The organism is Betaproteobacteria bacterium, assembly GCA_009693245.1.
In the GTDB taxonomy this organism is placed as follows: domain Bacteria; phylum Pseudomonadota; class Gammaproteobacteria; order Burkholderiales; family SHXO01; genus SHXO01.
In genome coordinates, this window is record SHXO01000118.1 from 1 (window position 1) to 7,325 (window position 7,325).

Annotated in this window: 3 protein-coding genes and 1 pseudogene; 1 reads left to right on the plus strand and 3 read right to left on the minus strand. The window is 62.7% G+C overall.

What is annotated here, in order from left to right; genetic code table 11:
- Positions 1 to 289: 289 nt before the first annotated feature.
- Together EXR36_14935 and EXR36_14940 are read right to left on the minus strand one after the other, a co-directional pair.
- Complete coding sequence (locus tag EXR36_14935; GenBank protein MSQ60888.1) at positions 290 to 1,348, minus strand: efflux RND transporter periplasmic adaptor subunit; 1,059 nt, start codon at positions 1,346 to 1,348, stop codon at positions 290 to 292.
- Positions 1,349 to 1,557: 209 nt separating this feature from the next.
- Positions 1,558 to 2,202 carry a hypothetical protein gene (locus EXR36_14940; protein MSQ60889.1) on the minus strand — a complete coding sequence of 215 codons (645 nt, stop codon included), beginning with the start codon at positions 2,200 to 2,202 and terminating at the stop codon, positions 1,558 to 1,560.
- A gap of 522 nt (positions 2,203 to 2,724) precedes the next feature.
- Here EXR36_14940 and EXR36_14945 point away from each other — a divergent pair.
- A pseudogene (locus EXR36_14945) lies at positions 2,725 to 3,973 on the plus strand (hypothetical protein).
- 217 nt (positions 3,974 to 4,190) lie between these two features.
- On the opposite strand, the gene EXR36_14950 reads toward EXR36_14945, so the two are convergent.
- Positions 4,191 to 6,560, minus strand: a complete 2,370-nt coding sequence (locus tag EXR36_14950; GenBank protein MSQ60890.1) for a heavy metal translocating P-type ATPase — start codon at positions 6,558 to 6,560, stop codon at positions 4,191 to 4,193.
- Positions 6,561 to 7,325: the final 765 nt, after the last annotated feature.

The following is a 7,325-nucleotide window of genomic DNA, read 5'->3' on the forward strand; positions in this document are numbered from 1 at the left end:
TAAGTTTGATACAAAGCCAGTGAAGAGGCTCGCAAAACGCCTTGAAAGTCGCGAAATAACCCGACTGAAGGTCACCTGGCCGAGAATGAAACTCATTTCGCTAACGCGGTAAGAGATCCGTCGTAGAAAAGTGATTATTAGAGGTGCCCCTGAGGGTCCGAAAGGTCTGGATTGGCATCCAGTGGGGTCTTGCGGATGGAGTCGGCGGCCCACGGCGCCAGCACAAGTGTTGCGCCGAACACGACCCGGCGATGTTGAGCCGACCATTCGATGATCCGCTCGATCATGCTCAGCTTTCGTGGTTGGTATGCGCCGCGGGTGGTGAAGCCTTCTGTGCGGGTTCCTTCGCACCCTCGGGCGCGGGCGAGGCGCCGCCGCCGTGACCCGCGTGACCGGTGCCCGTCCCGGAAGCGCGCAACCGGCTCTCCGAGTCGATGAGGAAAACTCCGGCAGCCACCACTTCATCGTCTGGTGCCAGCCCCTGGGTGATTTCGAGGCGTTCGGCGAGGCGCACCCCCACCTTCACCGTGCGCGGTTCGAGCACGCCCGCCGGCGTGCGCACGAAGACATGCTGCGATTCGCCGGTATCCACCACGGCGTCTCGTGAAACGGTCAGCGCTTCGCGCCGGGTCGCGGAGAACTCCGCCCTGCCATACAGGCCCGGACGCAGCCGCCCATCCGCGTTGGGCACCACAAAGCGCACCCTCACCGTGCGCGTGCGCTCGGTAAGGGTGGGATAGATGAAATCCACCGGCGCCGCAAACGCGGCACGCCCCGAGCCGGGGAAGCTCAGAGTGGTCGTAACGCCGCGCATGAGACCCATGGCTTGTCCTTCGGGTATTTCCGCGAGCGCCCATACTCTCGACAAATCCGCCACGGTTACGATTTCGGTGGAGTGATAGATCGCGATGCCGGCGTTCACGCCCCGGCGCAGCACCATGCCGCTGCGGGGCGACACGACCGTGACCAGCCGGCGCGCTTGCCCCGTGCGCTCGATTTTCCAGATCTCGGCTGCGGTCATGCCGAGCAGTTCCAGGCGCGTGCGGCCAGACTCGAGGGCGGTGCTGCTCAAGCCGCTCTTCGCCTGGCGAAGAAGCATCAGATATTCATTCTGGGAGGCGTAAAGGTCTTGCGAAAAAACCGCGGCTAGCGGTTGTCCCGCGCGCACGGACTGCCCCGTCGTGTTTACGCACTGTTGCTCCAGCCACCCCGAGAATCGCGTGTGCACGCGCGAGATTCTCCCCTCGTCCGCCACCACGGTGGCGACCGCGCGCACAGGTTGCGCAACTGGTTCGACCTTTGCACGCTCGAAGCGCACACCCAGCCCCTCCAGGCGCGCGCTGTCCACGCTAAGCGTGGTGCGGACCGAGGCGGATGCTGTGCTGCCCTCCTTCGGCGCGGACGCAGCGGGGCTTACGGACGGCTGCCCAAAGTCATGGTGTCTGGAGAAAGGCCAGACGTGCCGGTAGTCCTGCCAAAACTAACCGGTAGCGAGCACGACAGCGGCAGTGACGGCACTGATGGTGGCGACGCGTGCACGGGAACGGGATTCGGGTTTCACCGTAGCGCCTTCCCCTCATTCGCGGTGGCACGTTCCAGCCGCGCCCATGCGCTCGAGAGTGCCGTATCGGACATGAGAAGTTCGATGCGTGTATCCCAGAGAGTGCGCGAGGCCTCGATGACCGATACCAGCGTGCTACGTCCCGCCGAGTAGGCCGCCAGCGAAGCCTCGACCGCCATGCGCGCCCTCGGCACGACTTCCTGGCGCATCGCGCCGGCACGTGCGCGCGCCGCGTTCACCCCTTCGCGCGCCGCCACCGCTTCTCCCTCGACCATGCGCCGCATGGCTTCTAGATCCGCCCTCGCCATGCTCTGCATCGCTTGCGCCTCGGCAACGCCAGCCCGCAGCCGCTCGCGCCAGATCGTTATGCTGATACCGATCATGATCATCGCGCCCGAGCCTTCGGCCATGGTGGAGGCGGGACCCACCCTAACAGCCGCCATGGGCCGGAACATGGCGCGCATGACATCTATCTCGGCGGAGTTGCGCTCCACCTCGGAGGCCCCCGCTCGCAATTCGAGCCGGGCGGCGAGCGCGGCCAAACGCACATTCCCAGGCGGGGGACTCTTCGGAACGAAACTTGGTGCTCGATCGGTGGCAAAGGTGCCGAAGCGGGCCGGCCCAGGCATTACATTGACCATCGCTTCGGCAGCGCCTATTTCGGCCGCGAACGGCCGGGGTCGTGGCCGGTGCACGCGCGACTTCGACCTTCGCACGCAGCACCTCCGCTTGTGCCCTTCTTCCCTCGTCACAGCGGGCAGCCGCGGCGGCCACCATCTGGCGGGCTAACGCGCGATGCTCCGCGGTCACGCGGGCAACTCCTGCGCGGAAACACGCGCGCACAATGCGATGCTCGCGAGCGCCGCGAGCCATCGCGAAAACGCCAGGAGCTGGCGCGGAACCGCTCGCCAACGTCCTGTACTGGCTAAATGCTGTCATCTCTTCGCAACACCTCCTCCGGCAAGTATCAAATGAATTGCCGAAATCGCTTTAAGAATAAATGAAGAAGCGCTGCGACGTATCCTGGCTCTTGCAGACGGCCGCATGCACAATGCCGAGTAAGGAGAAAATTGCTCTTGTCACTGGAGATCCCCGAAATGTCTGAGGCCACGGCGCACCCCGAACCAGAGGACTGCGACACCGATTACCGTGCGGCCACATCGATCGAGGCATTGAACCGCACGTGCTACTGCCTGACCCTGGATGAGGAAGCATTGCGACGCGGGCTTGAAGCGGACCTGGGCACCCGCGGCCTGTCCATTGCCATGATCGAGACTCACCCGCATCTTTTCTCGCCGGTGCCGGTGTTCGTCTCTCGCGAACATTTCGAATTCATGGCGCGGATCATCGGCGCGGTGGAAACCGTTGTCGCAACATCGCGTTTCCGCCGCGCTGGCATGGGCTCCCGAAATTGCACACTTCGATCCGGGTTCGCCCGGCGGCCTCCTGGGATACGACTTTCACCTGGGTATCGCAGGGCCGCAACTGATAGAGATCAATACGAATCCGGGCGGCGCGCTTCTCAACGCGGTTCTGGGGCGTGCGCAACGCGCCTGTTGCGCGGACGTGGCCGGGCTCGCGATGGCGCCGCTGGAAACCGGCGCCATCGAGGACGCGCTGTTCGAGATATTCATGGGCGAATGGCGCGCGCAGCGCAAGAACGCCCAGCTATTGACCGTGGCGATCGCCGATGAGACGCCGGAACAGCAGTATCTCTATCCAGAATTCCTACTCTACCTGCAACTCTTCAGGCGGCACGGTATCTAGGTGACGATATGCGATCCTCGTGATTTCACCAGGAACAACGCCCGATTGTGGCATGTAAGCCAGCCTATCGACTTCGTATACAACCGGCTGACGGATTTCGCGCTGGAGCAACCCGCACAGGCCGCGCTTAAATTCGCGTACCTTGGCGGCGAGGTTGTCGTGAGCCCTCATCCGCGCGCGCATGCGCTTTACGCGGACAAGCGCAACCTCACCTTGCTCTGCGACGAGACGTTCTTGCGCTCGTCGGGCGCCGCCGATGACGCGATTTCCACATTGCTCGCCGCGATCCCGCGCACCGAGATCATGACGGCAGGGAACAAGGATGAATTGTGGGCGAAGCGTCGCGAGCTCTTCTTTAAACCTGCCGCCGGCTACGGCAGCAAGGCCGCCTATCGCGGCGACAAGCTCACGAAGCGGGTGTGGGAGGAAATGGCAACGAGACCCTACGTTGCCCAGGCGCTGGTTGCACCCAGCGAACGCCACGTCGCGGGCATCCATGGGGCCACGGCACTGAAAGCCGATGTTCGCAACTACTCCTACAGAGGGGCGGTAAAGATCGTCGCGGCGCGACTGTATCAGGGACAAACCACTAACTTCCGCACGCAAGGAGGAGGCTTCGCACCGGTATTCACGCAGGCCGTATAACTCCGGGTCCACGGATCCGCGCAGATCCGAGGTAGCCCTTGTGCCGCAGAATGTCCGTTCAAAATCTTCGCCTAAACTGGCAGCAGTCAATCCGTAAGCGGCTAAGATGTGCGAGAAAGCGATTACGGAACCCACCGAGGTTGCGTTCCGGCGAATCTGGATTTCGTTTCCAGTGAAGAACAGAAAGCTCGCCGTGTATGCTGGCGCGCGCCGGGTTTTACTTCCCCTTGCGTAATCGCAGCGCGTTGCTAATGACCGATACCGAACTGAAACTCATCGCCAGGGCCGCTATCAAGGGCGACAGAAGCCAGCCAGTGAAGGGATACAACAACCCCGCCGCGATGGGTACGCCCAGCGCGTTGTAGATAAACGCGAAGCCCAGGTTCTGTTTCATGTTGGCGACCGTTGCCTCGGAGAGGGCCCGGGCCGCCGAAATGCCGCGCAAGTCGCCCTTGACCAGGGTCACCTGGGCGCTGTTCATGGCCACATCGGTGCCGGTACCCATGGCGATACCGACATCGGCCTTCGCCAGTGCGGGAGCATCGTTGATTCCATCGCCCGCCATGGCCACCACCCGGCCCTCGCGCTGCAATCGCTCCACCAACATGAGCTTGCCGGCCGGCGTGACCTCGCCATGCACCTCGTCTATGTGCAACCGGCGCGCCACCGCCTTGGCCGTCGTCAACCCGTCACCGGTGGCCATGACCACCCGCAGCCCCGCCCGGTGCAAGGCAGCCAGTGCATCCGCGGTCGTGGCCTTGATGGGATCGGAAACGGCGAGAAGTCCCGCGAGGCGGCCATCCACCGCGAGATGGATGACGCTCGCGCCTTCCCCCCGCAACGATTCCGCTTGCGCCATTAAGGGCGACACATCGGCGCCCGCCTGCGCCATGAGCACCGTGTTACCCAACGCGAGGGCTTTGCCTTCCACCGTGCCTCGAACGCCGGTGCCCGTGCTGGATTCGAACTGGCCGGCCTTGGAGAGCGGCAAGCTTCGCTCCCGCGCTGCCGCCACGATGGCCGCGGCCAAGGGATGCTCGCTGCCTTGGCCTAGGCTGGCGGCAAGCCGCAAAACCTCGTTCTCCGTGAAGCCTTCCACGGCGAGCGCGCGCTCGAAGGCCGGCTTGCCTTCCGTGAGGGTACCCGTCTTGTCCACGATGAGCATGTCGATCTTGCGCAGGTTCTCGATGGCCGCGGCGTCACGGAACAGCACGCCCTGTGTCGCACCGCGGCCCGTGGCGACCATGATGGACATGGGCGTGGCGAGCCCCAGTGCACACGGGCAGGCAATAATGAGCACGGCCACCGCGTTAATCAAGCCATACACCCAACTCGGTTCGGGGCCGAAAAAACCCCAGCCGAAAAAGGTGAGCAAGGCAATGCCCACGACCGTGATGACGAAGTAACCCGCCACTTTATCGGCCATGCGCTGCATCGGCGCCTTTGAGCGCTGGGCCTGGGCGACCAGTTGCACGATCTGAGCGAGCATGGTGGTGGAGCCCACTCTCTCGGAGCGAATCACCAACGCTCCGGTGGTATTGAGGGTCGCGCCGATCACCTTGTCGCCAGGCCGCTTGGTGACTGGTAGCGGTTCGCCTGTCAGCATGGATTCATCGACCGCGCTGCTACCCTCGGACACGACGCCATCGGCTGGCACCTTCTCTCCTGGACGAATGCGCAGCAGGTCGCCCACGTGAACATGAGCCAGCGGCACATCCTCCTCGGTACCGTCAGCGCGTATACGCCGGGCGGTTTTCGGCGCCAGTCCGAGCAACGACTTGATCGCAGCCGTGGTCCGCGAGCGTGCCTTGAGTTCAAGCACCTGGCCCAGCAAGGTCAGCGAAATGATCACCGCCGCGGCTTCGAAGTACACGGCCACACGCCCCATCGACACGAAGGAAGACGGGAATATCCCAGGCGCCACGGTGGCGGCCACGCTATAGACGAACGCCGCGCCCGTGCCCAACCCGATCAGCGTCCACATATTCGGGCTGCGGTTGACCACGGATTTCCAACCCCTCACGAAGAAAGGCCAGCCCGCCCATAGGACAATAGGAATGGAAAGGGCCAGCTCGATCCAGCTCTGGGTGCTCATGGAGAACCAACCGAAGCGGTGGCCAAACATTCCCAAAACGAATACCACGACAGTGAGTGGCAGCGTCCACCAAAAGCGCCGCCGAAAATCCTTCAGCTCCGGGTTTTGCTCCTCCTCCAGGCTGGGCATTTCTGGCTCCAGCGCCATGCCGCATTTCGGGCAGGTGCCAGGCCGCTCTTGGCGTATCTCGGGATGCATGGGACAGGTGTAGATCGTCCCGGCGGGTGCGGCATCCATCGCCGCGGGCGCTACGGCAACTTGCTCCTTAGTTCCAAGATAGCGATCAGGATTTGCGGAAAATTTGCTCTTGCACCCAGCGCTGCAAAAATAATAAGACCTCTCCTGGTATTCATGGCGATGCGGCGGCTCCTTGGTGACCGTCATGCCGCACACGGGGTCCACCAACGACTGGGGCGCCGGTGTCTTGCCGGAAGCGTGATGCAGGGAACCCTCCCTTTTCTGGACCCCCGCGTGAGTATGACCATGTTCCATTTCACTCTCCTGTTGCGTGACCGTTGCGAGACCAGCATTACGAACGGCACCCGCGACTCCTCTTAAGATCCGTAAAACGCGCGAGTCGCACGGAACGCCCTGGGAGCGCAACTGATACCGTGACCTCCTTGATCGGAACTTGGGCTGTATTGACGGTACCGATCAGTAGATTTCCCAACCCAGGTTCGAGCGCTATCGTGGCATGTCCAGCAGGACTGCTCGTGGTCGCGACGCCCCTCGCGTCTAGAACATCGGCCGGCGCTCCTTCTCGGAAATGATCCCAGACCCAAACCCGGACCTTCGAATCGCTTAGACATAACTCCAGACGATACCCACCGGCGCGCGTAAGGGCGCCGCCGTGAGGTCCCGGTGCCGCATGCAACGAATCGTTGTGCGCCGCGCTGGTTCCAGCAACCACCCAAGCGATCAAAGCAATCGGGAATCTGAAGAATTTAAACGTCATCCGCATCATATCCTTATGGGAACCTCTAAAAATCACTCCGCACGGGGAAGGGAATATCCGGAGCGTCTGAATAAGTTGCATTCGCGATGGGGTCGCACGCAATCGTGCGGCTTCACCGGCTTGAGAGGCGGTTGTGCGGCCTTTTCATCCCCGTTTCTCTCCTCTTACCCAACTGCACACGGATTGACCCCTTGCGGGGCTAATGCGCTTTTTGCGGCACGCTTGATCAACTGCATCAGGCGCACCATGTTGTAGACCAGGTTCATCATCGCGATCTTGGCCCGTGCACGGGCCATTCCGAT

Excerpts from the sequence above, each read along its gene's own strand:
- EXR36_14940 (MSQ60889.1), bottom strand. The coding sequence starts at position 2,202 with ATGGTCAATGTAATGCCTGGGCCGGCCCGCTTCGGCACCTTTGCCACC.
- EXR36_14950 (MSQ60890.1), bottom strand. The coding sequence starts at position 6,560 with ATGGAACATGGTCATACTCACGCGGGGGTCCAGAAAAGGGAGGGTTCC.